General features: G+C 52.4%; 1 protein-coding gene. It reads right to left on the bottom strand.

Going from position 1 to position 1,815, the window contains the following annotated elements; genetic code table 11:
- Nucleotides 1-1,815, bottom strand: a 1,815-nt coding sequence (locus tag NZ772_18370) for a DUF1574 domain-containing protein (GenBank protein MCS6815522.1), incomplete at both ends; no start/stop codon positions are given.

Here is a 1,815-nt window from a genome sequence, read left to right as displayed (position 1 = left end):
CTCCGTAGCGGTTTAAGTGGCTGGGATCCGAGAAGTAGTCATTCTCCGTTGGCCATAGTTCTGATAGGTCGCGGAACCCAAACCCCAGGTTACGGGCTGCTGTTAGCATGTAGCGCTGGAACTGTTGTTCATACTCTCGGCGCACAGGGTCAAGGTATTCGGCAGTGAGGGGCAAGTTGATAAAGACGAGGGGAATGTTGCGATCGCGGGCCATGGTTGCTACGGACTTGAGGGCTTCACTTTGTTCCCCTTGAAGACGAAAGGCACGATAGTCATTATCAAAGCTGCCAGGCACCCGTGCATATTGCTGGTAGTAAGTAGCGGGGTTAAATTGCACCGATAGCGAGAGGAAGCCGTCGCGATCGCTCTGAAGCAGCGACGTTTGGTCTTCTGGAGCAATAGCAGAGGGTAGTATAAGCGAAGTTTCAGGTTTTGGTTGTGCTGGCACAATTGCGGCAAATTTGTCTCTGAGGAAGCCCTTGAGCTGATCTCGCTGGGGATAGGTGGCAGATACGACTGACAGGGTGCGATCGAACCAGCGACTGGCATCCTCATAACTGCGGGTGATGTCAATGATCAGTGGAGATGACGACGTGGAGGTAGGCACTCCTGCACTAGATACGCCTGTAGAGGTACCTGTTGACGTTAGTTTAGCCGAGGCAGCAGGAGACAATAATGGTTTGCCTTGTGCTAACAGGCGATAACTTTCAGAGGTTGTCAAGGCTTCGTAGGTGCTGTCAATGCGCCCACTGTTCAAAGCGCGAGAGCCATCTGCCCATAGGATGATTTTTGGTAGCTGGGCTGGCAGCAGAATTTTTTGAAGCAGCAGGTCAGCAAATTTAGCCGTTGAGCCGTTAATACCAAAGTTGAAGACAGTGACATCCTCAATGCCACGGGCAGCAAGGGCAGAGCTAAGGGCAACGGGATCAATTCCCCGTAGAGCACGGGAACTGCCAATAATCAGCACATCAGGTGGCCCAGACTCTAGTACCCGTTCGTAGTAGAGAGCTAGCTTTTTGTCCAGTTGGGGGTTATTGAAACTAGGGTATGGAGAGTTTTCTAAATCGGGAGTGTAGAGTCCTGTACTGGGGGTGTAGGGTTTTTCTCCAGGGGCGATCGTCACACCCGCTGATGGGCTACCAGTAAAACCCTCATCATTAAATACGCCGTTGTCTAAATTCGGAGCAGACTTCAGGGTAGGTAAATCAGCAGCTTTGGGAGTAGGCTGAGTTGGGGCCTTCACCGACGGCAGTGGTTCAGTGGGTGTGCTGCCATTAGCAGCAGGAGACAACAGGCTAGCAGCTCCTCCCTGATTAGCACTAGTTCTGTCAGTTTTTTCTGGCGTTTGCAGCTGGGCATAGTGTTGCAGGATATTGCTAGTGGCTAAGTCTGTAAAGACAGCTAAAAGTAGCCCAGCCATACCCCAGATTAGGGCTGTATTGACACCGCGCCGATCGACCTGATGGGGCAAATCTGCGGGAGCAAATAGGGGCAATCGCAATAGCGAGGTCTGAACGGCTTGACGAACATAGCCCGCCAGTTGACCCAGGGATGTAGCACTCTCCTGCGGGGAAACCGTGTCTTGAGGTTGTACCAATAGGTCATGTAGATATTGCTCTGAGGCTGCAAATTCCGGCATAGCCTGGGGAACCAAACGTTTCCGGGGCACAAAATCAGCCGCGTAGGTCCAGACGGGATGCTTTTCGCCAGCACGTCGCCCATAAACTCTGACACCAGAAATGTTAGGAATCTTGAGCTGACGCAGGCAACCAGCCACGGTAGTGCCCACACCAGTCTGATCTGGGCAAACAGGAG

It is taken from the genome of Cyanobacteriota bacterium, assembly GCA_025054735.1.
GTDB lineage: Bacteria > Cyanobacteriota > Cyanobacteriia > SKYG9 > SKYG9 > SKYG9.
This window is presented reverse-complemented; position numbering and strand designations above follow the sequence as displayed.